Source organism: Erwinia persicina, assembly GCF_019844095.1.
Taxonomy (GTDB): Bacteria; Pseudomonadota; Gammaproteobacteria; order Enterobacterales; family Enterobacteriaceae; genus Erwinia; species Erwinia persicina.
In genome coordinates this window covers 1286476-1311085 of the sequence record NZ_CP082141.1, presented here as the reverse complement: position 1 = coordinate 1311085, position 24610 = coordinate 1286476, and the positions used below count along the sequence as shown (strand labels likewise).

The window sequence follows — 24610 nt, the reverse complement described above, 5'->3', positions numbered from 1 at the left end:
TCATTCACCCAGTAAACGTATCATTTCCGCTTCGTCGATCACCTCAATGCCCAGCTCCTGCGCCTTAACCAGCTTGGAGCCTGCGGCTTCTCCGGCGATCACCAGATCGGTTTTCTTTGACACGCTACCGCTGACTTTTGCCCCCAGCGCCACCAGCCGATCTTTGGCTTCATCCCGCGAAAGCACGGTCAGAGAACCGGTCAGGACGACGGTTTTACCGGCAAAGGGGCTGTCGATCTCTTCCGCTTTGACCACCACCACGTCAGGCCAGGTGATCCCGGCTTTTTCCACCAGCAGCCGGATGACCTCGCGGTTGCTCTCTTCATCCAGGAAGTTACGTACGTGGCTGGCAACCACTTTGCCGACGTCCGGCACCGCGATGAGCGCGTCGAGATCGGCGGCCATCAGCGCCTCAAGAGTACCGAAATGGGCGGCCAGGTTTGCAGCCGTGGCCTCCCCGACTTCACTGATGCCCAGGGCATACAGGAAGCGGGCAAACGTGGTGTGCTTCGCTTTTGCCAGCGCATCCACGACGTTCTGAGCAGACTTTGGCCCCATACGATCCAGCCCGGTCAGTTTGCCTGCGGTCAGATCAAACAGGTCGGCCGGGTTCAGGACGTACTCTTTTTCGACCAGCTGATCGATAATCTTTTCGCCCATGCCGTCAATATCCAGCGCACGACGGGAAACGAAGTGTTTCAGCGCGCCTTTGCGCTGGGCACCGCAGATGAGCCCACCGGTGCAACGGGCAACGACTTCACCTTCCACCCGCTCAACGTCCGAGCCACAGACCGGACAGTGGGTCGGGAACACGACGTCCCGCGCATTTTCAGCGTGTTCCACCACGCTGACGACTTTCGGGATCACATCGCCCGCACGGCGGATCGTCACACGGTCACCGATTTTTAACCCCAGTCGCTCAATTTCATCGGCATTGTGCAGCGTGGCGTTGCTCACTATCACCCCGGCCACCAGCACCGGCTCCAGACGTGCCACCGGCGTGATCGCCCCGGTACGCCCGACCTGAAACTCCACGTCACGCACCAGGGTCATCTGCTCCTGGGCAGGAAACTTAAAGGCAATAGCCCAGCGAGGAGCACGAGCGACAAAGCCCAGCTGCTCCTGCAGATCCAGGGAGTCGACTTTAATCACCACGCCGTCAATATCGAATCCGAGCGTCGGGCGGGCCACTTCCACTTCCCGGTAAAAAGCTAACACTTCTTCAGCATTGTGGCAGAGGCGCACACGATCGCTGACCGGTAACCCCCAGGCTTTAAACTGCTGCAGGCGGCCCATATGGCTGCGCGGCATCTCGCCCCCCTCCAGCAGACCCAGACCATAGCAGAAGAACGTCAGAGGGCGTCTGGCGGTAATGCGCGGGTCAAGCTGGCGCAGTGAACCGGCCGCCGCATTACGCGGATTGGCAAATACCTTACTGCCGGTGCGGCGTGCCTCATCATTCATTTTTTCAAACCCGGGTTGTGGCATAAATACTTCGCCACGCACTTCCATCCGCTCTGGGATATTTTCACCAAGTAAGCGTAAAGGAATAGCGCGAATAGTGCGCACGTTAGCCGTAATATTTTCACCCGTACTGCCATCACCTCGCGTAGCTGCACGAACAAGAAGGCCGTCTTCATACAGCAGGCTGACCGCCAACCCATCCAATTTCAGTTCACAGCAGAAGGTGATGTCATCACTGCTTTTCAGGCGGTCTTTCACACGCTTGTCAAATGCCAGGTAGCTCTCTTCATTAAAGGCATTATCCAGCGATAGCATTGGTACTTCGTGATGCACTGATTCAAAAATACTTAATGGCGCAGCACCCACGCGCTTTGAAGGCGAATCTGGAGGAACTAAATGCGGATTAGCCTCTTCAAGTTCACGTAGTTCGTTTCGAAGCCGATCGTATTCTGAATCAGGCACTTCAGGTGCATCGAGGACATGGTAACAATGGTCGTGATGACGTAAAAGGATTACCAAGTTTGTGATTTGATGTTTAACGGATTCCATAGCGGCACCATCAGAGATAAAAAACCCCCGAAGGTCGGGGGTTTGGGAAGATTATGATTCAGGTAATATTTACTGCGCGTTGGCGTCAATCACATCGCGGATACGCGCTTTATACGTTTCCAGCTTCTGTGGTGTCATCATGCGGCGTTCATCATCCAGCACCACGCCGCCGACATCATCGGCAATGCGTTGGGCGGACTGCAGCATCAGCTTAAAGTTCTGATGCGCATCGCCGTAGGACGGCACCATCATAAAGATCGACACGCCCGGAGTGGTGAAATCAGACATGTTGTCCGGATTAAACGACCCCGGTTTAACCATATTCGCCAGGCTGAACAGCACCGGGCCACTGCCCGCCGGGTTCAGATGGCGGTGGAATATATTCATTTCGCCAAACTGGAAGCCGGCCTGCAGTACACCCTGCAGAAGTGCTTCACCGCTGATGCTGCCGCCGGCATGGGCGGAGACATGCAGAACCAGTACGGTCTCTTTACGACGGGCTTCTGCCTGCTTCGCCTCTGCGATCTCTTCATCTGACGGAGGCTGGACAGCCCCGGCCGCTGGTTGAGGCTGAGGCGGCTCTGGCGGTCTGCTAACCGACGGTGCCTGGCGCACGGGTTCAGCATGGCGTACGGGTTCAGGTGCCTCGTAATCCGGTTCCGGGGCGTGCTGAAACTCACCGCCAAACAGCGGATCGGATTCAGGTTGCTCATCGACCACAGGCTGATGACGCACCGGTTCCGAGGGATGGCGAGGTTTTGGCTGACGCGGTGGCTCATCCCCGGCATTAAATCCACCCAGGGAAGGCTCCGACGGCTCAGGCTGGCTGCGCTGGACACGCACTTCACCCACGCCCTCTTCCTCGTCTTCGAACGCTTCTTCTCTGTCCTGCTTTAAACGCTTGTGCGGGCGATCGCGAAAAACAGATGAGCGCTCTTTACGGCTGGTCCACAAGCCGTGAAGGAGAAGCGCTATTATGGCGATCGCGCCAACAACGATTAATATCAGACGCAAATCCTGCATCATTGTATTCTCTGTTGTTCCAATACCTTGCCACCGCGGCAAACTTTATCCTCTAACTGTATTTGCCCAGGTACACAAGTGCAAGTCTGTGCAGTATTTTCTGACAAATATCCCGCTATGAGGACGCTTTTTTGCTGTTTTTTCGCTCAAACCCCCTCTGGTAAGGAAAAAAAGCTGAGTTATGATACCCCCTGCCTGCCCGTTTAATGGAGAAAAGCAGTACATGTCACTTCACAATTCTGACCCGTCACACAATGGCGTCCACTTTTTTGCCCGGGGATGGAAGCTGATCATGCTTCCCGGCATCCGGCGTTTTGTGCTGCTCCCCCTGCTGGTCAACATCATTCTGATGGGCGGTGCCTTTATCTGGCTGTTTGACCGTCTGGGACACTGGATACCGCAAATGATGGCGATGATCCCCGGCTGGTTGCAGTGGCTCGGCTATCTGATCTGGCCGCTAACGGTCCTGTCGATTATTTTAGTCTTCAGCTATTTTTTCTCCACTATCGCTAACTGGATAGCCGCCCCTTTTTGTGGCCTGCTCTCTGAACAACTCGAAGGTCGCCTGACCGGCAAACCGCTGCCCGATAACGGCTGGAGCGGCCTGGTAAAAGACCTGCCGCGTATCATGAAACGTGAGTGGCAAAAGCTGGCCTGGTATCTGCCGCGGGCGCTGGTACTGCTGCTACTCTATTTTGTGCCCGGATTTGGTCAGACGGTGGCCCCGGTGCTGTGGTTCCTGTTCAGCGCGTGGATGCTGTCGATTCAGTACTGTGACTTCCCCTTTGATAATCACAAAGTCAGCTTCCGGGACATGCGTACCGCACTGCGACAGAACAAAACGGAACATATGCAGTTCGGTGCTCTGGTCAGCCTGTTCACCATGATCCCGCTGCTGAATCTGGTCATTATGCCCGTTGCCGTCTGCGGCGCGACGGCGATGTGGGTAGAAAAATATCGTCCGCAGCTGGCGCTGAACCGATAGAACACGCACAGCGGGTCGTGCCTGGCGACCCGCTCCCTCTCAAATCCCGCAGCGGCATCCTGAATTTCGCATTGATGCCCCCGTCATTTCTGGCTTATGCCATTTCGTCAGGCCTTATTTCAGCAGAACATATCTATATACGATTTCTTCACTTCACTGGCTAAATGAACAAGGTATGCTCTAAGCGTTGCCAATATTTCATACAGTTAAGGACGGGCTATGAGTAAGATCTATGAAGACAACTCTTTAACAATCGGTCATACGCCGCTGGTTCGACTGAACCGCATCGGTAATGGACGCATTCTGGCAAAAGTGGAGTCGCGTAACCCTAGCTTCAGTGTCAAATGCCGTATCGGTGCCAATATGATTTGGGACGCAGAGAAACGCGGGATCCTGAAGCCGGGTATTGAGCTGGTCGAACCCACCAGCGGTAACACCGGTATTGCGCTGGCCTATGTCGCCGCCGCACGCGGTTATAAGCTGACGCTGACGATGCCCGAAACCATGAGCGTGGAGCGCCGTAAGCTGCTGAAAGCGCTGGGCGCAAACCTGGTGCTGACGGAAGGGGCCAAAGGCATGAAAGGCGCCATCAGCAAAGCAGAAGAGATTGTGGCCGGCGATCCTGATCGGTTTGTTCTGCTGCAGCAGTTCAGCAACCCGGCTAACCCGGAAATCCATGAAAAGACCACTGGCCCTGAAATCTGGGAAGACACCGATGGTGAGGTCGATGTGTTTATCGCTGGTGTGGGTACGGGTGGAACGCTGACCGGCGTCAGCCGCTACATCAAAAATACGCAAGGTAAAAAAGCGCTGATTACCGTCGCGGTCGAACCGACCGACTCTCCGGTGATTGCCCAGGCGATAGCCGGTGAAGAAATTAAGCCCGGCCCGCATAAGATTCAGGGTATTGGTGCCGGTTTTATCCCTGGCAACCTCGATCTCAACCTGGTTGACCGCGTGGTGGCTATCTCCAATGAAGAGGCCATTTTAACCGCACGTCGCCTGATGGAAGAAGAAGGGATTCTGGCCGGTATCTCTTCCGGTGCTGCCGTCGCTGCCGCCTTAAAACTGCAGGAAGATGAGGCTTTCGCTAATAAAAATATCGTCGTGATCCTCCCCTCTTCCGGCGAACGCTATCTCTCCACCGCCCTGTTTGCCGATCTGTTCACTGAAAAAGAACTGCAACAGTAGTGCCAGAAAGCCGAAATTGTCTGAAAAAGCACCCGTGCGGGTGCTTTTTTGTGGGCTGCTTCAAACTTTTACCACCCTACCGATTGATTTTACCCTCTGGTGTCTGGTATTTAAGCTGCCAATTATTTCGATCCGTAAAATTAATCGCCGCGTGAACTGGATCAAGCTGAATCGATTTACTGGTTTGGCGCACAAAGAGAAATAGCGGCATAATGGGTAGTGGAAAAGAAAGAGGGAATTCCGCATTCATCCTCGATCTTCACTCCACCTTACCAGCGCATTTTTTGGCCAGTCTTTGTACCATGCCAGCGCGACTCACTACAGGCTAAAGTTCAGCCACCAGGCTAGACTTTAGATCAATAACACCAAACCAAATTAAGTTGGGGAAACATAATGTTCCAGCAAGAAGTCACCATTACCGCACCAAATGGCCTGCACACTCGTCCAGCCGCTCAGTTCGTAAAAGAAGCCAAAGCTTTTGCTTCGGAAATCACCGTGACCTCTAACGGTAAATCTGCCAGCGCGAAGAGCCTGTTCAAGTTGCAGACTCTGGGTCTGACTCAGGGGACCGTCGTCACGCTGTCAGCTGAAGGCGAAGATGAGCAGAAAGCCGTTGAGCATCTGGTTAAACTGATGGCGGAGCTGGAGTAATCCACTCGCATTCCAGCTTGTCCAGCGACGTGTTTCCGGACATAAGTAAGCAATATTGATCGCGAACAGTACGTTCGCGATGTTGTTTTCGTAAAGTAGCCAAAAACTGACGAAACAAACGGTATGCACTTTCCGGCTCGCTGAGTGGATTAACCGATGCAGTCATCCGCGGTTCTCCGCCCCAGATGATTTTCAAAGAAAGAAAAGGTAGGGTTATGATTTCAGGCATTTTAGCATCACCGGGTATCGCTTTCGGCAAGGCGCTTCTGCTGAAAGAAGATGAGATAATCATCAACCGGAAAAAGATTTCTGCCGACCAGGTCGATCAGGAAGTTCAACGTTTTCTTGATGGTCGTAAAAAAGCTGCCGTGCAGCTTGAAGCGATCAAAATCAAAGCCGGGGAAACCTTCGGTGAAGAGAAAGAAGCGATCTTCGAAGGGCATATTATGCTGCTGGAAGATGAAGAACTGGAGCAGGAAATCATCGCCCTGATCAAAGACGAGCATGCCACTGCGGATGCTGCTGCCTTTTCTGTGATTGAAGGTCAGGCTAAGGCACTGGAAGAACTCGATGACGAGTATCTGAAAGAACGTGCTGCCGACGTACGTGATATCGGCAAACGCCTGCTGCAAAACATTCTTGGCCTGCATATTGTTGATCTCAGCGCCATCAATGAAGAAGTCCTGCTGATTGCGAAAGATCTGACCCCGTCAGAAACGGCACAGCTGAACCTGAACAAAGTGCTGGGCTTTATCACCGATATCGGTGGCCGCACTTCGCACACCTCGATCATGGCGCGCTCTCTCGAACTGCCTGCTATCGTCGGTACTGGTGATGTGACCAGCCAGGTCAAAAATGATGATTTCCTGATCCTCGATGGCGTCAATAATCAGGTGTACGTTAACCCGACTGCTGAAAAAATCGAAGAGCTGAAAGCCGTAGCCCATCAGTACCTCAGCGAGAAAAACGAGCTGGCGAAACTGAAAGACCTGCCGGCAATCACCCTCGACGGCCATCAGGTAGAAGTGTGCGCGAACATCGGTACCGTGCGCGACGTCGCCGGTGCAGAACGTAACGGCGCTGAAGGTGTCGGCCTGTACCGCACTGAATTCCTGTTTATGGATCGTGAATCCCTGCCGACGGAAGACGAGCAGTTCCAGGCTTACAAAGCTGTTGCTGAAGCCGTCGGTGCGCAGGCCGTGATTGTCCGCACCATGGACATCGGCGGTGACAAAGACCTGCCGTACATGAACCTGCCGAAAGAAGATAACCCGTTCCTTGGCTGGCGTGCGATCCGTATCGCCATGGACCGTCCTGAAATTCTCCACGCCCAGCTGCGTGCCATCCTGCGTGCTTCTGCATTCGGTAAACTGCGTATCATGTTCCCAATGATTATCGCCGTTGAGGAAGTTCGCTTCCTGAAAGCCGAACTGGAAACGCTGAAAGCGCAGCTGCGCGAAGAAGGCAAAGCCTTCGACGAAAGCATTGAAGTGGGCATTATGGTGGAAACACCGGCCTCAGCCGTCATTGCTCACCACCTGGCGAAAGAAGTTGATTTCTTCAGTATTGGGACAAACGACCTGACGCAGTATACTCTGGCAGTTGACCGTGGTAATGACCTGATCTCCCATCTCTACAACCCAATGTCTCCTTCCGTACTGACGCTGATCAAGCAGGTTATTGATGCTTCTCATGCCGAAGGTAAATGGACTGGCATGTGCGGTGAGCTGGCAGGCGACGAACGTGCTACACTACTGTTATTGGGAATGGGGCTGGACGAATTCAGCATGAGTGCCATTTCTATTCCACGCATCAAAAAAATTATTCGTAATACGAATTTTGAAGATGCGAAGGCATTGGCAGAGCAGGCTCTTGCTCAACCTACAGCGGACGAGTTGATGAACCTGGTCAATAAGTTCATTGAAGAAAAAACACTCTGCTGAGTTAGAGACACGCTGGCCCAAAATTACTGCTTAGGAGAAGAACATGGGTTTGTTTTCAAAACTTTTTGGCGATAAGTCTGATTCCGCATCAGGCACTATCGAGATCGTAGCCCCCCTGTCGGGTGAAATCGTCAATATCGAAGACGTGCCGGATGTGGTGTTTGCAGAGAAAATTGTTGGCGACGGTATCGCTATCAAACCCACCGGCAATAAAATGGTTGCGCCGGTCGATGGTACCATTGGCAAAATTTTCGAAACCAACCATGCTTTTTCCATTGAGTCAGACAACGGCATTGAGCTGTTTGTCCACTTCGGGATTGATACGGTTGAGCTGAAAGGCGAAGGCTTTAAGCGCATCGCTGAAGAAGGTCAGAAAGTCAAAAAAGGCGACGTGGTCATCGAGTTTGATCTGGCGCTGCTGGAAGAGAAAGCAAAATCAACGCTGACCCCAGTGGTGATCTCTAATATGGATGAGATCAAAGAGCTGGTGAAGCTGACGGGTAATGTTGTCGTGGGTGAAACCCCGGTTATCCGCATCAAGAAGTAACAGCGACCCTCGTTAAAAAGCCCTCTGATGATGTCAGGGGGCTTTTTTTTTGCCTGAATAAGGGAATTACAGGGTTAACGCATCAAGCAGGGTAAAGGGGGCCTGTGGCCCCTCCTCGAGGGCCAGCTGACGTTCCAGGTGATGCAAGTGCTCATCCATAATCGCCTGCGCGCGGGCGACCGCACCGGCCCTCAGCGCGGTGACCACGGCAAGGTGTTCATCACACTGGCATGCTGGCGTTTCATTACGCTGGTACAGGGCGACTATCAGCGAGCTGCGCACCATCAGATTATCGAGCATTTCACTCAGCACCCTGTTGTCGCTAATCCGGGCCAGCAGCAGGTGGAAATGACTGAGAACCCGGATGATATCACGGCGATCGTTTCCCGCGATCGCCTCCCGTTCTGCCTGAAGATGGGCCTCCAGCTCCTGTTCATAGCTTGCCATCTTTTCAACGCTGATGCCGGCCAGCATCGCGCGCTCTAACGCCCGACGGGCGATAAACACTTCGCGCGCCTCACGCGCCTCAGGCTGTGCCACTTTGGCACCGCGATTTGGGGAAATGGTGACAATGTGCTGCAATGCCAGCCGCTGAAGGGCCGCCTGCACGTGGTTACGGTTAGCCGACAGCACCTCCACAATCTGCGCTTCCACCAGGCGGGTACCGGGCGCCAGCCTGCGCTGTGCAATCGCCGTCGACAGCGCATCGACAATACGCTGAATTTCCTGCTGTCTGGCGCTGGACACACCGTTCATCTCTTACCTCAATTAATTACCCAACCGCTAATGCTGGAATTTACACCACCCAATGGGGTAAACGGAGGGTGAGTTCCAGCCCACCATCGCGCGCATTAGCTGCACTGACCTCCCCCTGATGGGCAATCACCACTTTACGCACGATGGACAAACCCAGCCCATAGCCTTTACCCGACAGGGGCGAATTAACGCGGACAAAGGGATCAAAAATACTGGAAAGCTTGTCAGCTTCCACCCCGGGACCAAAATCACGCACGCCGATCACCAGCCAGCCCTGCTCCTGACGCAGGCTGATAACGACCTGTTGACCAAAAACGGAAAAGCGCAGCGCGTTGCGTATAACGTTTTCCACGGCAGAACGGATCAGGTTCGCCTCCCCCTTCACAGTGTAATCCTGCTGTTCATCGGCGTTAAGCACGATCTCCACTCCGGGAACCTGAGCTTCGTAACGCGCATCATTGACAACGGCCTTCAGCAGTCCCAGCAGATCGAAATACTGCTCATCCGGCAGAGCCTGATGCTCGGCCCGCGATAAGGTGAGTAATTCGCCGATCATCTTATCGAGGCGACGCGCCTCCTCATCAATGCGGTCAAGCGAGGCGCCAACAGACTCTGGCGTCTGACGTGCCAGCCCCGTCGCCAGCTGCAGGCGTGCAAGCGGGGACCGCAGCTCGTGGGACACATCATGGAGCAGCTCTTCACGCGCTTTCACCAGCACCGAGAGGCGTTCTACCATGGCATCGAAATCCCGCGCCACCATGGAAAACTCATCATGCCGGCGGCGCAACTGAGGGAATAACCGGACAGAAAGATCCCCTTTAGATACCCGGGCAAAACCGGCACGCAACTGGCGCATCGGGCGCGTCAGATTCCAGGCAAGGAACAGGCTGAAGAGTAGCCCGCACACCGCTCCGACGATAAAGAGAGGTTCCGGCATATTGAGAATACTGCGCGGATGCCCCTCCATCCTGCTGTCAGCACGCAGACCGGCCACATCGTATTGCAACTGATAATGGCGGCCATCGGCACCGGTCACCCATTCTGTCACTTCTTTTGGGAACGCACCGGGCGCGAGATCGCGATTTAAATCATCACGAGGCTCCACTTTCTGAGGCGGGCGGGTCACCTGCCTGACGGAAAAAAAACGCCGATCGCTGGGGGGCCAGTCCACCATCATATCGTTCAGTGCTTCCAGCCCGCCGCGCTGCAGTACCGATACCGCCGAGGTCATCTGCAGGTTGACAATGCGTTTTGTCGCCCTGTTTTCAGGGGGCTCATGGTGTTTGCCATACATGCTAAAACCCAACCAGAGCAGCTGGGTAATCGCAATATAGGTCAGCCAGAAACCCAGCAGAATTTTCCAGAAAAGAAACCCACGAAACCCGGTTTTCATCGGATACGGTAACCAATGCTGCGTACCGTTTCGATAGTGATGGTCTCGTGCGTGAGTGCCGCCAGTTTCTGGCGAATATTACTGATATGCACGTCGACACTGCGATCGTAGGCTTCACGTGGCCGCCCGAGGCCTTTCTCCGACAGTTCATCTTTCGACACCACGCGGTCAGGCGAACGCAGCAACAGATCCAGCAGGTTAAACTCAGAAGCGGTCAGGTCAAACGGTGTTTTCTGCCATTCACTAACGCGAGTGGCCGGGTTCAGCGTCAGCGCCCCCCAGCTAACGACCGCATTATTCTCCGCCACCACCGGTTGCTCTTCCACGCGTCGCAGCACTGCACGCAGCCGCGCCACCAGCTCTCGCGGGTAGCAGGGCTTAGGCATATAATCATCGGCCCCCATTTCCAGTCCGATGACCCGGTCGATATTATCGCCCTTCGCCGTCAGCATGATGACCGGCAGGCGCCCCTGCTGGCGCACCTGACGCAGCACATCGATGCCGCTCATGTCGGGCAGCATAATATCAAGGATCATCGCGCTGTAGCCGCCGGAGAGCGCCCCTTCTACCCCCGCCTTCCCCGTTAACACCAGTGAAGCATCAAAGCCTTCGGCAATCAGGTACTCACTGAGCATGGTGCCCAGTTCGAGGTCGTCATCGACCAGTAAAATTTTCATACAGGATCTCTCAATGGTATTGCCGCTATTTTCGCCTGTTCCGGACGACTTCGCAGCCGCTTTTACCCAATCCTTACAGTCTACTCAACGACGGGGGAAAGTGTCAGGGCGGATTAGAGAGGGTCAGCGGCAGAAGGTTCCACCGCTGAAACAGATAAGGGGGATCAGTAGACGCCGGTGGAGAGATAGCGATCGCCACGATCGCAGACGATGGCCACAATAATGCTGCCGGGATGCGCTTCAGCGATGCGCAGCGCACCTGCTACGGCACCACCGGAGCTGACGCCACAGAAGATCCCTTCGCGCCGTGCGAGCTGCCGCATAGTCTGCTCTGCGTCCTGCTGGGACATATCCATCACCTGATCCACCAACTCCGGACGGAAAATACCCGGCAGATAGGCCGCTGGCCAGCGACGAATACCGGGGATGCTGCTGCCTTCTGAAGGCTGCAGACCGACAATCTTTATCGTCTGATCCTGTTCTTTCAGGTAGTGCCCGACGCCAGTAATGGTGCCCGTGGTACCCATGCTGGAAACGAAATGGGTCAGGCGCCCTGCCGTCTGTTGCCAGATCTCCGGTCCGGTGGTCAGATAATGCCCCAGCGGATTATCCGGGTTATTGAACTGATCCAGCACTTTTCCCTCACCCCGTGCCGCCATCTCCTTCGCCAGGTCGCGCGCCCCTTCCATTCCCTGCTCGCGGCTCACCAGGATCAGCTCTGCCCCGTAGGCACGCATGGCAGCCTGCCGCTCAATGCTCATATTGTCCGGCATCAGCAGTTTTAAGACATAACCCTTCATGGCGGCGATCATCGCCAGCGCAATACCCGTGTTACCGCTGGTCGCTTCGATCAACACGTCGCCGGGGTGAATTTCCCCGCGCAGCTCTGCCTGCTGGATCATCGACAGCGCTGCGCGATCTTTCACCGAGCCGGCCGGATTATTGCCTTCCAGCTTCAGCCAGATCTCGCTGCCGTTGGCGGGCGTCAGACGCTGCAGCCTGATCAGCGGCGTATTGCCGATGGTATTTTCGAGTGTGGTCAAGATGTGGTTCCCGGCATGAAATGGCAAAGGGCCGGAAAACCCGACCCCTTGTTGGCAAAATACTGTCAGAGAAAAATATCAGGCACTTTGCGCAAAGGCAACAGGCCGTAATGGCGTTGTCCCGTTGTAGAGGCGGGCATGTTGCAGACCCAGGAACAGACGTTCGCCCCGGATGGGTGCCACCTGGTCACCGTCCATCACCACCGTCACCGGCTCTCCGCTCCAGTCGGCGGGCACCACCACCAGCTGCCAGTAGTGACCGCGCGGGCTGACTTCCAGCACCTGCGCAGGCAGCGGCGTTTCAAGGCTGCTCTGACGGCTGACGTCAATTTCCCACGGCCGCAGGAACAGTTCCACCGCGCCCTGATGCGCCGGGGCATAACCCAGCGGCCAGTGATGGGCACCGACGTGGAACTGGGAGCCATGCACTTCCCCATCAAAGCGGTTCACCTCGCCCAGGAACTCCAGTACAAAGCGGGTGGCCGGATCGCGCCAGACATCATCCGGGGTACCGACCTGTTCTATATTCCCCTGGCTCATCACCACGACGCGATCAGCGACTTCCATCGCCTCTTCCTGATCGTGGGTGACAAACACGCTGGTAAATTTCAGCTCTTCATGCAGCTGACGCAGCCAGCGGCGCAGCTCTTTTCGCACCTGAGCATCCAGCGCGCCAAAAGGTTCATCCAGCAGCAGGATCTGCGGTTCTACCGCCAGCGCACGCGCCAGGGCAACACGCTGCTTCTGTCCACCGGAAAGCTGTGCCGGGAAACGGCCCGCCAGATGGCCCAGCTGTACCATCTCCAGCAGGCGCGTCACCTTCTGTTTAATCTCAGCGGAAGAGGGCCGTTCGCGCCGTGGCAGCACCGTCAGGCCAAAGGCAATATTGTCGAAAACGGTCATATGGCGGAACAGCGCATAGTGCTGAAAAACAAATCCCACCTGACGGTCACGGGCATGAACCCGGCTCACATCCTTACCGTGGAAGCTCAGGCGTCCGCTGTTCTGGTTTTCCAGCCCGGCGATAATACGCAGCAGCGTGGTTTTCCCGGAACCGGATGGCCCCAGCAGCGCGACCATTTGTCCGGAAGGGATATCCAGAGAAATATCGTTCAGGACTTTGGTCCTGCCGAAGGATTTATTGATACGACTGATTTCAATGCTCATGGTTCCCCTCCTGTTGCAGACGCTTGCTCTGGCTCTCTAACCGCCACTGCACTGCACTCTTTAAAAACAACGTGACGATGGCCATCAGGGTCAGCAACGCAGCGGCGGTAAAGGCCCCGACGGTGTTGTAATCCTGATGCAGCAGTTCAACCTGCAACGGCAGCGTATAGGTTTCACCGCGAATCGATCCGGACACCACCGATACGGCACCAAACTCACCGATGGCGCGGGCATTAGTCAGGACGATGCCGTACAGCAGCGCCCAGCGGATATTGGGTAACGTCACGCGCCAGAACATCTTCCAGCCCGACGCCCCCAGCAGAACGGCGGCTTCATCCTCGTGGCTGCCCTGACTTAACATCACCGGCACCAGTTCCCGCACAACAAACGGACAGGTGACGAAAATGGTCACCATCGCCATTCCCGGCCACGAGAACATCAGCTGGATATTGTGCGCATCCAGCCAGCCCCCGGCAGACCCGTTGACGCCCCAGAACAGCAGGTACATCAGGCCCGCCACCACCGGCGACACGGCGAAAGGAATATCAAACAGCGTCAGCAGCAGCTGACGCCCGGGAAAGGTAAAGCGCGTGACCAGCCAGGCCAGCAGCGTACCAAACACCAGGTTAACCGGCACCGTAATCAGCGCGATCAGCACGGTCAGCCAGATGGAGTGCAACATATCTGAATCGCCCAGGTTGGCGAAGGTGGCCATCAACCCTTCAGAGAGAGCTGCGGTGAAAATCGCCACCAGGGGGATCACCAGCAGCAGCAGGGAGATCAGCATCCCAAGGCCAATCAGCAGCCATTTTCCCCACTGAACTCGGGCGCGCCCGCTGCCCCGCAAATCGGTAACATCAGCCATTAGTGACCTCCAATACGACGGCCAAAGCGGCTCTGTAGGGTATTTATCGCAAACAGGAGCAGCAGGGAAGCGGCCAGGATCACCGAGGCGATCGCACTGGCCGCCGGATAGTCAAACTCCTGCAGGCGCACGAAAATCATCAGCGAGGTCACTTCCGTCTTCCAGGCAATATTCCCGGCAATAAAAATCACCGCGCCAAACTCGCCCAGGCTGCGGGTAAACGACAGCGCCGTTCCGGCCAGCAGCGCCGGGCCGACTTCCGGCAGGATCACGCGGCGGAAGCTCTGCCACGGCGTTGCCCCCAGGGTTTCAGCCGCCTCTTCATATTCCGGCCCCAGCTCTTCCAGTACCGGCTGGACGGTGCGAACCACAAAAGGAATGCTGGTAAAGGCCATCGCGACGGCAATACCCAGCCAGGTATAGGAGACTTTGATGCCAAACTGGGCCAGCCATTCGCCGTACCAGCCGTTCACCGAGAACAGACCCGCCAGCGTCAGGCCGGCTACCGCCGTCGGCAGTGCAAACGGCAGGTCCATCAGGCCATCAAGTAACGTACGCCCCGGAAAGCGATAACGCGTCAGGATCCAGGCCATCAGCATCCCGAATACCGCATTAAAGACAGAAGCCACCCCTGCCGCCAGCAGCGTCACCTCATAGGCGGCCATAACCTGTGGATTAGTGACCACCTCCCAGTACTGTGCCAGGGTCATCTGCGACAACTGCATCAGCAGCGCGCTGATCGGCAGCAGCAGAATCAGACAGGTGAAGAAAAGGCTGCTGCCCAGGCTGATACCAAACCCGGGCAGAACACGTTTACTGCTTGCTGAAAACATCACTACCGCCCCGCCGCTAACAACTTATCCAGTTCGCCACCGCTGACGAAATGGGTTTTCATCACCTGATCCCAGCTGCCAAACTCATCGTCCACGCGGAACAGCTCCGTCTGAGGAAAACGATCTTTCTGCTGTGCCATCATCTTCGGGTTGTTTACCCGATAGTAGAACTGGGTGATAATTTGCTGCGCAGCCGGAGTATAGAGATAATTCAGATAGGCCTTAGCAGCCTCTTCGGTGTGGTTACTGGCGACATTTTTATCCACCCAGGCCACCGGAAACTCGGCCAGGATATTGGTTTTTGGCACGATCACTTCATAGCCGTCTTTGGCGTACTGCTGACGGATGGTATTCACCTCCGACTCAAAGCTGATCAGCACATCGCCCAGGCCGCGCTCGACAAACGTCGTGGTGGCCCCGCGCCCGCCGGTATCAAAGACTTCAACGTTTTTCAGAAACTGCGTCATCTGCTGTTCCGTTTTCGCCTTATCTTTACCATCGGCGCGGTCGAAGGCGCCCCAGGCTGCCAGATAGGTATAGCGGGCATTGCCTGAGGTTTTGGGATTCGGGAAAATCAGTTTCACATCGTCACGTACCAAATCGCTCCAGTCATGGATGTTCTTCGGGTTACCCTTGCGCACCAGGAACGCCATGGTGGAGTAGAACGGTGAACTGGCATTTGGCAGGCGCTGCTGCCAGTCGGCCGGGATCAGCTTGCCTTTATCATGCAATACCTGGACATCGGTCACCTGGTTATAGGTCACCACGTCGGCTTTCAGCCCCTGCAGAATAGCCAGCGCCTGTTTCGATGATCCGGCATGCGACTGCTTAATGGTCAGCGTGTCGCCGGGATGTTGCTGCGCCCACTGCTGTTCAAACGGTGCGTTCAGGGCGGTAAACAGCTCGCGCGAGACGTCATACGAGCTGTTTAACAGCTCAGTGGCCTGCGCGCCGGAACTCAGCAGTAACGCCAGCGCGGAGGCTGATACGAATTTTTTTACCGTTGGTAACGTCATTATGCACCCTGAGAGAATCACCGGCTCACCGGCCTGAAGTCTGTTCAGTTTATTTATAACCAGGGTAAAAGCTGTAACGGTTTTATATACCGTTTGGTGCTTTGCAAGCAGAAAACGCTATAAGGGTGTGGAATTGAATATGCAGCGGGCGGGATAAAAAGCTTAACCGTCGGAGAAAGGTCTGCATCACGGCTGGCGCTTCCCCTGCACACGGGGCGGGCAGGAAAAAGGCCCGCCCCTGCCGGGATGCTGCGTGGTGGTCGGCCTACGCAGAGGTCGACCCGGTGCTGAATGACAGTGCGGCAAGCTGCGCCAGTGACGGGGCATAAAAATAACTGCCGCTGACCGGTTTGGTAAACCGCAGCATGGCATCAAATTTACCGTCGGTTTCGCCAAACATACTTAACAACTGCTGTTCAATATTATGCAGCGTGGCGCAGTAGGCGAGAAAAAACAGGCCGTGGGTGCCGCTGGCCGTGCCATAGGGCAGGCTCTGGCGCAGAATTTTCAGCCCTCTGCCGTCTTCTTTCAGATCGACACGCGCCACATGCGACGTTGCCGGACGCGCGTCGCCTTCCAGCTCTTCATTACTCTCTTTGGTACGGCCTATTATCTGCTCCTGCTTCGCCACCGGAAGGCGGTTAAACATCACCAGATTATGCTGCCAGCGCTGGCTGAAGACATAACTTCCTCCGGCATTGTCGCCGCTGGCAATAATCGCCACCGTCTCGCGCTGCCCGCCCTGCGGGTTTTCTGTGCCATCGACAAAACCACTCAGGTCACGATCTTCCGTCCAGCGAAAGCCGTGGGTTTCTTCCACAATGCGGATGGCACCGCCAAACGCCGCCAGGGCGGCCTGCGCCAGGCTGAAGTTCACGTCATGGCGTAGCGACTGAATATGGATCAGCAGGTCGCGCTGGGTGGCCGGTGCCATCCCTTTACCCAGCGGCTGAAAGTCTTTCAGTTCAGCACAGCAATGGCCCGGGCAGAGGTCATTCCACAGGGCCTGACCAAAGGCTAAAACAGCTCCCAGCCCGGCATCAGGATAGCGCTGTTGCAGCGCTTCCAGCTGTTGCAGAAAACGATGGCTGCCGTCGCGCACAGCGGCAAGATCGCCTGTGGCCATGGCTTCAAGATAGATAGCAAAACGGCGGTGTTCTAATAAAATACCGCTCTGGAAAGGGGACATGCTGCATTCTCCTGGCAATCAGGTAAGTTCCGATCGATTTTTCAGAACAGGATACCTCAACCCACCGCCAGGAGTGTGTTCAAACGCATGTTTTCTGTGGTCTTTACATGCCGCGCGCTAGCGCCGCCAAATCATTTTGCTCAACGTCCACGCTTTCAGCGTGTCATCAGACGGCATCAGACCCTGTGGGCCGTGCCAGTCACCGCTGAATACAAAGCTGATGTGCTGGCTGCCAGGGGCTTTACACTCCACACCGTCACTGTCCGCACCATGACCTTTCTCACAGGCGCCAAAGGCTTTACTGTACAGCTCACTGAATTTCGTGCCGAGCCTGACGCCGTTTTCGGTGGTGACATCGCTGTCCGTCACGTCGATACGGTTAACGGTGGTGTCCCCTGTCAGCTCTACTTTTTGTTGCTTCTCACTGTCCACGCCCTGCCAGAAGTGCTCAATCGTCCCGTCAGTGGTGCGCATCCCCTGCCGCAGGTGATAATTATTACCCAGGGCATCGTTCAGCACGTCGTGCTGCATCAGGGTAGTGCTGTTGACCTCACCCAGACCACGTTCCGAGAGGGTCAGCGAAGAGCCAAACCAGTGCGTCGGTGACAGGCTGGACCAGGACCAGGAGATCGGGTTCCACCAGGTGGAGGATGAGTCGCTGCGTGGCGCTTCAGAAGAGGAACCGGCACAGCCAGCCAGAAGTAATGTGGCGATCAACAGCGCCGGGCGAATAGTTTTCATGACAACTCCAGTGGATGAACAGGGTCCTTGCTTACCTGCTTGGAGTGCCGGCAGGCAAAAAAGTTTTATTTAATGATTTTTAGCCGGATCGAAGCAGTCTGACAGCCGGCGATAAAAAAGCAGCGCCATCAGCGCCAGACCATCCGCAAAGCTCACCAGCAGCAGCAGTTCGGTCGTCGGGTCCTCCTCCTGCCACTGCATCACCAGCTGCGCAATCAGGGTGATCACCAGCGTCAGCACCAGTACCCAGCGCCATGCCTGCCACAGGCGCGGCAGGCGCTGCCGGTAGCCAGTCAGCAACAACCCGACAGCCGCCGGGATCCCGAAAACCAGCCCCAGCCAGAACGTGTGGTTATCCGGGTAAAACAGTGCCAGCAGGTCTGAACCCTGCTGCCGCGATGCTCCGGCTATCACAAACAGCACCCAGGTGCGGGCCTGCAACAGCAGGATGGCCCAAAAGCTTAGCGGCAGGCGCAGCTGGCCTTTCGCATCGTAATCATCAGGGGAATAGGACAACGTCGTCACTCAGTACTCGCGGTCTTCAATCAGGCGCTTGCCTAACAGCTGGCTGTCCTGCGTTTCATACTCCAGCTTTTCGTAGAACCCGATGACGGCATCGTTCTCTTCCCGCACCATCACGTTGATCTTCGGACAGCCCCGGGCAATCAGTTTTTTCTCCAGGCGATTAATCAGTGCATTAGCAAAGCCACGCCCCTGATAATCAGGATGCACGCCCAGGTAGTAGGCCGACCCGCGATGCCCGTCGTATCCGCCCATCAGCGTGCCGACGATTTCCCCGCCCACCACCGCGACCATGAAAAGGTCCGGATCGTGGTTCAGCTTGCGCTCGATATCCATTTCGGGATCGTTCCATGGCCGTAACAAATCGCAACGCTCCCAAAGCGTCATTACTTCTTCAAAATCATCTTGCCGGAATGCGCGGATTTCCATGGAGTTTGCCCTGTGGTTAAGCATAATTTGCTGATTATCACGCATTCTTCTGCGGGTGCAAGTCCGTTCGCCCGCCTGGCAGAAAAAAAACGCAGGAAGAGGGATTATTGTCCTGAAATACATGGAAAAAGCCTGCAATAGTTCCCTCCTCGCCGCCGACCCGTTGTTACGATATAACAATAAGCACTTTTTGCCCCCAGGATCTGCCATGAAAAAATTAACCCACCTGACGCCGCTGACCACCCGCCGCCAGCTATTGCTTTCCGGCCTGGCACTTGCGCTGCTGACCAGTGGCCCGGCGCGGGCCGCAGAGGAGGACGCGACCCTGCGCATACGCCCGCATAAGCAATCCAGTCCGCCGCCGCCACGTCCCGCCAGCGGTAAACGCATCGTGATGATTGATCCGGGTCACGGCGGCATTGATTCCGGCGCGGTGGGTCATGAGGGATCAGAAGAGAAACATGTGGTTCTGGAGATTGCTCAGCACATCCGTCACCTGCTCAGCGAACACCCCCGTATTGAGGTTCGCCTGACGCGGGAAAGCGACCACTTTATTCCGCTGGGTGAACGCGTGGAAATTGCCCATCAGCACGGGGCCGATCTGTTTATGTCGGTGCATGCTGACGGCTTTACCAGCCCGACCGCCAACGGTGCCTCCGTCTTTGCTCTGTCCAATCGTGGCGCCAGCAGCACCATGGCCCGCTATCTTTCGCAGCGGGAAAATGCGGCCGATGAGGTGGGCGGCGTCAGGGCGGCGGCTAAGGATCACTATCTGCAACAGGTGCTGTTTGACCTGGTGCAGACCGATACTATTAAAAACAGTCTGATCCTCGGCAAACACGTGCTGGGACAGATTCGCCCGGTTCATCATCTGCACAGCCAGCATACTGAACAGGCCGCATTCGCGGTGCTGAAATCCCCCTCGATCCCGTCAGTGCTGGTGGAAACCTCCTTCATTACCAACCCCGCCGAAGAAAAACTGCTCGGCACCACGGCTTTTCGTCAGAAGATTGCCGGGGCGATTGCCGACGGTATCGTCAGCTTTTTTGACGAGTACGATGCCACCCGGCGTATGGGCTGAATGAACAGGGTAAAACCGGGAGACGCCAGGCCGCTGATACGCTGGCTGCCACTCGAATTCTTTTGGGTATATAATCCCCGCGTCTTTTAGTCACAGGATTTTTTTATGAACGCACCGGATATCGCCCAGGTAAAACAGTTTTTGCTCAACCTTCAGGATGACATCTGTCGCAAGCTGGCGCAGGCCGATGGCGAAGCCCAGTTTGCCGAAGACAGCTGGGAGCGCCCGGGCGGCGGCGGCGGACGCAGCCGCGTGCTGCGCCAGGGCCGGGTGTTCGAGCAGGCGGGCGTCAACTTCTCCCATGTCCACGGCGACGCCATGCCCGCCTCTGCCACCGCGCACCGTCCCGAGCTGGCCGGTCGCAGCTTTGAGGCGCTGGGCGTGTCGCTGGTGATCCACCCCGAGAACCCGTACATTCCGACCAGCCACGCCAACGTGCGTTTCTTTATTGCTGAAAAACCGGGTGCGGATCCGGTGTGGTGGTTCGGCGGTGGCTTTGATATGACGCCGTATTACGGCTTCGAAGAGGATGCCATTCACTGGCATCAGACTGCCGCCGATCTCTGTCAGCCGTTTGGCCAGGATGTCTATCCGCGCTATAAAAAATGGTGCGATGACTATTTCCACCTGAAACATCGCAACGAGCAGCGTGGCATTGGCGGGCTGTTCTTTGACGACCTGAATACGCCTGACTTTGACCAGAGCTTCCGCTTTATGCAGGCGGTAGGAAACGGCTTTACCGACGCTTATCTGCCGATTGTTGAGCGCCGTAAAACCCTCACCTGGGGTGAACGTGAGCGCGACTTCCAGCTGTATCGTCGGGGCCGCTACGTCGAGTTTAATCTGGTATGGGATCGCGGCACGCTGTTCGGCCTGCAAACCGGTGGACGTACCGAGTCGATTCTGATGTCGATGCCGCCGCTGGTGCGCTGGGAATATGACTATCACCCGGAAGAAGGCAGCCCGGAAGCCGCACTTTATCGCGACTTCCTGCCAGTTAAGGCGTGGATTTAAACCAACGCCGGGCAGATTGCCCGGCGTTTTGACTTACAGCGGTGCCGTCTGTGCCTCTACGACTGCCAGCGCGACCATATTGACGATGCGTCTGACCGATGAGATGGGGGTCAGCACATGTACCGGCTTCGCCATCCCCATCAGTACCGGCCCGACCGTCACCCCGTCTGAGCAGGAGACACGCAGCAGGTTGTAGCTGATGCGTGCGGCTTCCACGTTCGGCATAATCAGGATATTTGCCGACCCTTTTAGCGGGCTGTCCGGCATCAAATCCTGGCGGATGCTTTCAACCAGCGCGGCATCGCCATGCATCTCTCCGTCAATTTCCAGGTCAGGTGCCCGTGCTTTGACCAGCGCCAGCGTATCGCGCATTTTGCGTGCAGCCGGGGCATCTGATGCGCCAAAGCTGGAGTGAGAAAGTAAGGCGACCTTCGGCTCGATACCAAAACGACGTACCGTTTCGGCGGCCATCAGCGTCAGTTCGGCCAGCTGTTCCGGCGTGGGATCTTCGTTAACGTAGGTATCGGCAATGAAGGTATTGCCGCTCGGCAGTTCCAGCGCGTTCATCGCGCCGGCCACTTTGACATCCGGGCGGAAGCCAAACAGCTTTTCAACAATGTCGTAATGCTGGCGGTAATCCCCGACGGTACCGCAGATCAGTGCATCCGCCTCCCCCCGGTGAACCATAATCGCCCCGATCAGGGTCGGATTACCAATCACATCGCGCTGCGCCTGCTGGGGGGATACGCCGCGCCGCTTCATGATCTGGTAATACTCGTTCCAGTATTCTTTAAAACGGGGATCGGATTCGTTATTCACCACGTCAAAATCTTTACCGGCCTCAATTTTCAGCCCCAGCTTCTGCAGGCGCATCTCGATAACGCTCGGGCGGCCGATCAGGATCGGTTTTGCCAGCCCCAGCGTCACCAGTTCCTGGGTGGCGTGCAGGACGCGCGCCTCCTCCCCTTCGGCCAGCACCACGCGCTTCGGATCTTTTCGCGCCTGCGAGAACACCGGCTTCATAAACAGATTGGTTTTGTAAACGAACTCCATCAGCTTTTCGCGGTAGGCATCAAAGTCGGCAATGGGCCGCCGCGCCACACCGGAGTCCATCGCTGCCTTCGCCACCGCCGGCGCGATCTGCACGATCAGACGCGGGTCGAATGGTTTGGGGATCAGATAGTCCGGGCCAAACGACAGCTCCTGATCGTCATAGGCCGAGGCTACCACATCGCTCTGCTCTGCCAGCGCCAGCTCGGCGATAGCATGCACCGCCGCCAGCTTCATCTCTTCATTGATGGCGGTTGCCCCGACGTCCAGCGCCCCCCGGAAAATAAACGGGAAGCACAGCACGTTATTCACCTGGTTAGGGAAGTCAGAACGGCCGGTGCAGATAATGGCATCTGGGCGGACTTCTTTCGCCAGCGGCGGCAGGATTTCCGGCTCCGGGTTGGCCAGCGCGAGGATCAGCGGGTCGCGCGCCATGCTTTTCACCATCTCCTGCGTCATCACCTTCGGCCCGGAGCAGCCCAGGAAAATATCCGCTCCTTCAATCACTTCCAGCAGGGTGCGCCTGCCGCTGTCAGCCACCGCATAGGCCGCCTTGGTCTCTGCCATCGGCGTTTCACGCCCCTGGTAAATCACCCCTTTAGAGTCGCAGACCACGATATTGTGCTTCTGCATACCCAGCGCCACCAGCAGATTGAGGCAGGCGATTGCCGATGCCCCGGCCCCTGAGACCACCAGCCGCACGTCGGAAATACTTTTTTTCACCACCCGCAGGCCGTTCATCACGGCGGCGGTACAGATGATCGCGGTACCGTGCTGGTCGTCGTGAAACACCGGGATATTCATCCGCTCGCGCAGCTTCTTCTCAATATAAAAACACTCGGGGGCTTTGATATCCTCCAGGTTGATGCCGCCAAAGGTCGGCTCCAGCGCCGCGACCACCTCGATCAGTTTATCCGGATCCAGCTCATCCACTTCAATATCAAACACGTCGATACCGGCAAATTTCTTGAACAGCACCCCTTTCCCTTCCATCACCGGTTTACTGGCCAGCGCACCGATGTTTCCCAGCCCCAGCACGGCCGTCCCGTTGGAGATGACGGCGACCAGATTGGCGCGGGCGGTGTACTTATCAGCTGCCGAAGGATCGGCAGCGATCTCCAGACACGGCGCGGCGACGCCGGGAGAATAGGCCAGCGCCAGATCGCGCTGGGTGGCAAGGGGCTTGGTAGGGGAAACCTGAATTTTTCCGGGAACCGGGAATTGATGAAAATCGAGCGCACTCTGTTTTAACTGATCGTCCATTAGCAGGATCCTTTTTTATGTAGGGGTACAACTGCTCAGTATAGGAGGGCCGGACGGGTGAAAAACTTGAGGGAGTGCATAGTTTGGGGAAGAAAACGGGATGGGCTCATCGACACGGGACGACCGGAAAAAGGCATATCCCGCTTGGAATGCAGGGGCTGACCTTCATTCAGGGTCAGCCCACCATATCTTTATTTGGTCATACTCAACAGCGTGCGGATGTTCTGCGCCGTGGTGGCAATCATATCAATGGCCCCGGTGCGCAACGCGCCCAGCAGCGCCATGGCTTTGGTGTTCTCCGACGCAATGGCTATCACGCAGGGAATTTTGCGCAGCTCGTCGATGCTCAGACCAATGACCCGGTCGTTCATGACCGTATCCACATGCTGGCCCTGGGCATTAAAGAAGTCATAACCCGCCACATCACCAATCACCCCCTGATTCAGACTGGCATCGATAATTTCGTGGGGGGTGAACCAGCCGAGCTTAACCATGTAGCTGTTTTCATTCATATCGCCGATGCCCACCAGCGCCACGTCGGCCTTGCGTGCGCGGTCGAGCGTCTCTTTGATCGTGCCGTTTTGCATAAAGGCTTCTTTCAGCGCCCGGTTCTCAACGTAGGCCGGGGCATAAAGCGTTTCACTGATACCGCCAAACTTCTTCGCCAGACGGCGACTGATATGATCGGCATTGATGGCATCCCCGGGACGATGGGTTCCGCCAATCCCGCTGATAAAATGGCAATTGCGCGTGGGGACACTGCCAGGATGGTCAGCGACAGCCGCAACGTTACGCCCCTGCCCCACGGCCACCACCGCATTATCCTTCAGCGATTGTGACAGATGCATCGCCACCAGCGCGGCCACCTGTCGCCGCTGTTCATCATCGTCATGATGGTCAAGCGCAATCAGCGCCCGCTGTAAGGGAAAGCGCTCAAGCAGCTGTTGTTCCAGCCGGGTGCTGAACACCGGGTGATAACGCACGTTGATTTCAACGATGCCCTCTTCTTTGGCCCGCTTTAACAAGCGCCCCACTTTGATACGGGAGATACCAAATTTACGCGCAATCTCTTCCTGGGTGATTTCGTCCTGATAGTATGCGACGGCAATTTCCGTCAGCAATTCAGTGTCCTGAGATAGCGTGTTTTTTTCCATCCGGGCAGTCGTCTCTTCTCATCGGTTTCAGTGACGGGCGCGATGGATACCATCGCGCCTCAGG

Annotated in this window: 23 protein-coding genes; 7 read left to right on the top strand and 16 right to left on the bottom strand. The window is 56.2% G+C overall.

Features of this window, described 5'->3' with window-relative positions; genetic code table 11:
• Nucleotides 1-2013 carry an NAD-dependent DNA ligase LigA gene (gene ligA, locus K6L24_RS05910; protein WP_222682042.1) on the bottom strand — a complete coding sequence of 671 codons (2013 nt, stop codon included), beginning with the start codon at nucleotides 2011-2013 and terminating at the stop codon, nucleotides 1-3.
• A gap of 69 nt (nucleotides 2014-2082) precedes the next feature.
• Nucleotides 2083-3039, bottom strand: coding sequence for a cell division protein ZipA (zipA, locus tag K6L24_RS05905; RefSeq protein ID WP_062744910.1), 957 nt, complete (start codon nucleotides 3037-3039; stop codon nucleotides 2083-2085).
• Nucleotides 3040-3259: 220 nt separating this feature from the next.
• On the opposite strand from zipA, the gene cysZ reads away from it, so the two are divergent.
• The 5 genes from cysZ (at nucleotide 3260) to crr (ending at nucleotide 8353) form a co-directional block, all read left to right on the top strand.
• The gene (gene cysZ, locus K6L24_RS05900; protein WP_062744907.1) at nucleotides 3260-4021 is read left to right on the top strand and encodes a sulfate transporter CysZ; all 762 of its coding nucleotides are present in this window, start codon (nucleotides 3260-3262) and stop codon (nucleotides 4019-4021) included.
• 219 nt (nucleotides 4022-4240) lie between these two features.
• Nucleotides 4241-5212, top strand: a complete 972-nt coding sequence (cysK, locus tag K6L24_RS05895; RefSeq protein ID WP_062744905.1) for a cysteine synthase A — start codon at nucleotides 4241-4243, stop codon at nucleotides 5210-5212.
• Nucleotides 5213-5605: 393 nt separating this feature from the next.
• Complete coding sequence (gene ptsH, locus K6L24_RS05890; RefSeq protein WP_034916267.1) at nucleotides 5606-5863, top strand: phosphocarrier protein Hpr; 258 nt, start codon at nucleotides 5606-5608, stop codon at nucleotides 5861-5863.
• Between the two features lie 215 nt (nucleotides 5864-6078).
• Complete coding sequence (gene ptsI, locus K6L24_RS05885; protein WP_118663545.1) at nucleotides 6079-7806, top strand: phosphoenolpyruvate-protein phosphotransferase PtsI; 1728 nt, start codon at nucleotides 6079-6081, stop codon at nucleotides 7804-7806.
• Nucleotides 7807-7849: 43 nt separating this feature from the next.
• Complete coding sequence (crr, locus tag K6L24_RS05880) at nucleotides 7850-8353, top strand: PTS glucose transporter subunit IIA (RefSeq protein ID WP_062744899.1); 504 nt, start codon at nucleotides 7850-7852, stop codon at nucleotides 8351-8353.
• Between the two features lie 66 nt (nucleotides 8354-8419).
• Here the strand turns inward: crr and K6L24_RS05875 are convergent, their stop codons facing one another.
• From K6L24_RS05875 to K6L24_RS05820, 12 genes are all read right to left on the bottom strand, one after another.
• The gene (locus K6L24_RS05875; RefSeq protein ID WP_062744897.1) at nucleotides 8420-9109 is read right to left on the bottom strand and encodes a GntR family transcriptional regulator; all 690 of its coding nucleotides are present in this window, start codon (nucleotides 9107-9109) and stop codon (nucleotides 8420-8422) included.
• A gap of 40 nt (nucleotides 9110-9149) precedes the next feature.
• Nucleotides 9150-10502, bottom strand: coding sequence for an ATP-binding protein (locus K6L24_RS05870; protein WP_222682041.1), 1353 nt, complete (start codon nucleotides 10500-10502; stop codon nucleotides 9150-9152).
• On the bottom strand, nucleotides 10499-11179 hold the full coding sequence (locus tag K6L24_RS05865; RefSeq protein WP_062744893.1) for a response regulator transcription factor: 681 nt from the start codon (nucleotides 11177-11179) through the stop codon (nucleotides 10499-10501). Before K6L24_RS05865 ends, K6L24_RS05870 begins: the two co-directional genes overlap by 4 nt.
• 164 nt (nucleotides 11180-11343) lie before the next feature.
• Nucleotides 11344-12222 (bottom strand): cysteine synthase CysM, encoded by an 879-nt coding sequence (gene cysM, locus K6L24_RS05860; RefSeq protein WP_062744891.1) that lies wholly within the window; start codon nucleotides 12220-12222, stop codon nucleotides 11344-11346.
• A gap of 78 nt (nucleotides 12223-12300) precedes the next feature.
• Entirely contained in the window at nucleotides 12301-13389 is a 1089-nt protein-coding gene (gene cysA, locus K6L24_RS05855; RefSeq protein WP_062744889.1) for a sulfate/thiosulfate ABC transporter ATP-binding protein CysA, read from the bottom strand.
• A complete protein-coding gene (cysW, locus tag K6L24_RS05850) occupies nucleotides 13379-14254 on the bottom strand; it encodes a sulfate/thiosulfate ABC transporter permease CysW (protein WP_062744886.1) in 876 nt (291 codons plus the stop codon). The genes cysA and cysW overlap by 11 nt, the downstream gene beginning before the upstream one ends.
• Entirely contained in the window at nucleotides 14254-15087 is an 834-nt protein-coding gene (gene cysT / locus K6L24_RS05845) for a sulfate/thiosulfate ABC transporter permease CysT (RefSeq protein WP_137268834.1), read from the bottom strand. The genes cysW and cysT overlap by 1 nt, the downstream gene beginning before the upstream one ends.
• 2 nt (nucleotides 15088-15089) lie before the next feature.
• Nucleotides 15090-16103, bottom strand: coding sequence for a sulfate ABC transporter substrate-binding protein (locus K6L24_RS05840; protein ID WP_062744881.1), 1014 nt, complete (start codon nucleotides 16101-16103; stop codon nucleotides 15090-15092).
• Between the two features lie 265 nt (nucleotides 16104-16368).
• Nucleotides 16369-17292, bottom strand: coding sequence for a Dyp-type peroxidase (locus tag K6L24_RS05835; protein ID WP_118663542.1), 924 nt, complete (start codon nucleotides 17290-17292; stop codon nucleotides 16369-16371).
• 117 nt (nucleotides 17293-17409) lie between these two features.
• Entirely contained in the window at nucleotides 17410-18033 is a 624-nt protein-coding gene (locus K6L24_RS05830; RefSeq protein ID WP_222682040.1) for an RpoE-regulated lipoprotein, read from the bottom strand.
• Nucleotides 18034-18102: 69 nt separating this feature from the next.
• Nucleotides 18103-18558 carry a DUF2919 domain-containing protein gene (locus K6L24_RS05825; protein WP_240343564.1) on the bottom strand — a complete coding sequence of 152 codons (456 nt, stop codon included), beginning with the start codon at nucleotides 18556-18558 and terminating at the stop codon, nucleotides 18103-18105.
• A complete protein-coding gene (locus K6L24_RS05820; protein ID WP_062744949.1) occupies nucleotides 18559-18984 on the bottom strand; it encodes a GNAT family acetyltransferase in 426 nt (141 codons plus the stop codon).
• A 208-nt stretch (nucleotides 18985-19192) separates the two neighbouring features.
• Between K6L24_RS05820 and amiA the strand changes: the two genes are divergently transcribed.
• Together amiA and hemF are read left to right on the top strand one after the other, a co-directional pair.
• Entirely contained in the window at nucleotides 19193-20065 is an 873-nt protein-coding gene (gene amiA, locus K6L24_RS05815) for an N-acetylmuramoyl-L-alanine amidase AmiA (RefSeq protein WP_222682039.1), read from the top strand.
• A gap of 105 nt (nucleotides 20066-20170) precedes the next feature.
• A complete protein-coding gene (hemF, locus tag K6L24_RS05810) occupies nucleotides 20171-21079 on the top strand; it encodes an oxygen-dependent coproporphyrinogen oxidase (protein WP_191934763.1) in 909 nt (302 codons plus the stop codon).
• Between the two features lie 33 nt (nucleotides 21080-21112).
• On the opposite strand, the gene maeB is transcribed toward hemF, so the two are convergent.
• Together maeB and K6L24_RS05800 are read right to left on the bottom strand one after the other, a co-directional pair.
• Entirely contained in the window at nucleotides 21113-23392 is a 2280-nt protein-coding gene (gene maeB, locus K6L24_RS05805) for an NADP-dependent oxaloacetate-decarboxylating malate dehydrogenase (RefSeq protein WP_062744868.1), read from the bottom strand.
• A 191-nt stretch (nucleotides 23393-23583) separates the two neighbouring features.
• On the bottom strand, nucleotides 23584-24546 hold the full coding sequence (locus K6L24_RS05800; RefSeq protein ID WP_062744866.1) for a sugar-binding transcriptional regulator: 963 nt from the start codon (nucleotides 24544-24546) through the stop codon (nucleotides 23584-23586).
• Nucleotides 24547-24610 lie beyond the last annotated feature (64 nt).

Coding starts and splice junctions, on each gene's coding strand:
- amiA (WP_222682039.1), top strand. CDS start 19,193: ATGAAAAAATTAACCCACCTGACGCCGCTGACCACCCGCCGCCAGCTA.
- cysZ (WP_062744907.1), top strand. CDS start 3,260: ATGTCACTTCACAATTCTGACCCGTCACACAATGGCGTCCACTTTTTT.
- cysA (WP_062744889.1), bottom strand. CDS start 13,389: ATGAGCATTGAAATCAGTCGTATCAATAAATCCTTCGGCAGGACCAAA.
- K6L24_RS05840 (WP_062744881.1), bottom strand. CDS start 16,103: ATGACGTTACCAACGGTAAAAAAATTCGTATCAGCCTCCGCGCTGGCG.
- maeB (WP_062744868.1), bottom strand. CDS start 23,392: ATGGACGATCAGTTAAAACAGAGTGCGCTCGATTTTCATCAATTCCCG.
- ptsI (WP_118663545.1), top strand. CDS start 6,079: ATGATTTCAGGCATTTTAGCATCACCGGGTATCGCTTTCGGCAAGGCG.
- K6L24_RS05865 (WP_062744893.1), bottom strand. CDS start 11,179: ATGAAAATTTTACTGGTCGATGACGACCTCGAACTGGGCACCATGCTC.
- K6L24_RS05875 (WP_062744897.1), bottom strand. CDS start 9,109: ATGAACGGTGTGTCCAGCGCCAGACAGCAGGAAATTCAGCGTATTGTC.
- ligA (WP_222682042.1), bottom strand. CDS start 2,013: ATGGAATCCGTTAAACATCAAATCACAAACTTGGTAATCCTTTTACGT.
- K6L24_RS05870 (WP_222682041.1), bottom strand. CDS start 10,502: ATGAAAACCGGGTTTCGTGGGTTTCTTTTCTGGAAAATTCTGCTGGGT.
- zipA (WP_062744910.1), bottom strand. CDS start 3,039: ATGATGCAGGATTTGCGTCTGATATTAATCGTTGTTGGCGCGATCGCC.
- cysW (WP_062744886.1), bottom strand. CDS start 14,254: ATGGCTGATGTTACCGATTTGCGGGGCAGCGGGCGCGCCCGAGTTCAG.
- K6L24_RS05830 (WP_222682040.1), bottom strand. CDS start 18,033: ATGAAAACTATTCGCCCGGCGCTGTTGATCGCCACATTACTTCTGGCT.
- cysT (WP_137268834.1), bottom strand. CDS start 15,087: ATGTTTTCAGCAAGCAGTAAACGTGTTCTGCCCGGGTTTGGTATCAGC.
- K6L24_RS05835 (WP_118663542.1), bottom strand. CDS start 17,292: ATGTCCCCTTTCCAGAGCGGTATTTTATTAGAACACCGCCGTTTTGCT.
- crr (WP_062744899.1), top strand. CDS start 7,850: ATGGGTTTGTTTTCAAAACTTTTTGGCGATAAGTCTGATTCCGCATCA.
- cysK (WP_062744905.1), top strand. CDS start 4,241: ATGAGTAAGATCTATGAAGACAACTCTTTAACAATCGGTCATACGCCG.
- ptsH (WP_034916267.1), top strand. CDS start 5,606: ATGTTCCAGCAAGAAGTCACCATTACCGCACCAAATGGCCTGCACACT.
- K6L24_RS05800 (WP_062744866.1), bottom strand. CDS start 24,546: ATGGAAAAAAACACGCTATCTCAGGACACTGAATTGCTGACGGAAATT.
- hemF (WP_191934763.1), top strand. CDS start 20,171: ATGAACGCACCGGATATCGCCCAGGTAAAACAGTTTTTGCTCAACCTT.
- K6L24_RS05820 (WP_062744949.1), bottom strand. CDS start 18,984: ATGGAAATCCGCGCATTCCGGCAAGATGATTTTGAAGAAGTAATGACG.